The organism is Pseudomonas huaxiensis (assembly GCF_003231275.1).
GTDB lineage: Bacteria > Pseudomonadota > Gammaproteobacteria > Pseudomonadales > Pseudomonadaceae > Aquipseudomonas > Aquipseudomonas huaxiensis.
This window is the reverse complement of record NZ_QKVL01000141.1, coordinates 1-898: the sequence shown is the minus strand read 5'-3', so window position 1 is coordinate 898 and position 898 is coordinate 1. Positions and strand designations below refer to the sequence as shown.

The window sequence follows — 898 nt, the reverse complement described above, 5'->3', positions numbered from 1 at the left end:
GAAAGACCACAACGATGTGTCGTGGTGCAACGTCGCCATGCTCCTCGCACCGAAGGTCAAATGGCCGGCTGATATGGACCTGGAATCGAGAACGGCGCCATGAGCGCCGGCCTTAGCACTATGTCTATGGATTTCGAGATTCTCGATATACAGACCATCAAGTTCGAAGTGTTCTGCTGGTCCGGCAAGAGTGATGAATCGGGTATGGCCCGGCTTATCGTAAGGGAAGACAAGATTTCTGGATGGCGGTGGTGGGGAGCTTCGTATGAAAAGTCCTAAGCTCGTCCCGCCCTGTTCTGGTTGGCAAGAGGATTTACCAGCCCCTGACGAGCCATCGCTCGTAGTTCCGGGGCTTGGGTTCGACACACCCAATCATCAAGATGAGGTCTTTCTGGAACTGCCGCGCGCGTCAGCACTCATCAGAGGCTTGATGATCTGGTTCGCGCTGGTCATGAGCATCCTGATGGTTGTTCTGTCATGGCTCTTTTTTTCAATTGAGCAAAAACTTAGGTTTGAAATCTGGACGATATTCCTCTGCTGTTTATCCGTTGGAGTTTGGTCAGCCCCGATCTTCTGGAAGTTCGATGTAGCACCTCCCCGCGATATGCCTCTCCGCTTCAACCGCGCCCGCCAACGCATCTACGCCTACAACTTCAACTACCGCTGGTGGAACCCCTTCGAACGCTGGCGAGTGGAGCCGGTGGCCTACGACTGGTCACAGGTCCGGGCCGAGCGCTGGCTAAAGCGCGGCGCGACTTCGCATGGGGTCGTTATCAAGGGCGGCGTTGTGCTCTCCATCGTCAAGCCCGGCACCAATGAAGTCATCGACCGCTTCCCCCTGACTACCATGGGCGCTGACGCCCACGCCTGGGCTTACATCTGCACCTACATGCAGCAA

Annotated in this window: 1 protein-coding gene; it reads left to right on the top strand. The window is 55.9% G+C overall.

What is annotated here, in order from left to right:
* Positions 1-265: 265 nt before the first annotated feature.
* Positions 266-898 (top strand): DUF6708 domain-containing protein (locus DM374_RS33960; RefSeq protein ID WP_225422689.1); only part of this gene is annotated, 633 nt, incomplete at its 3' end.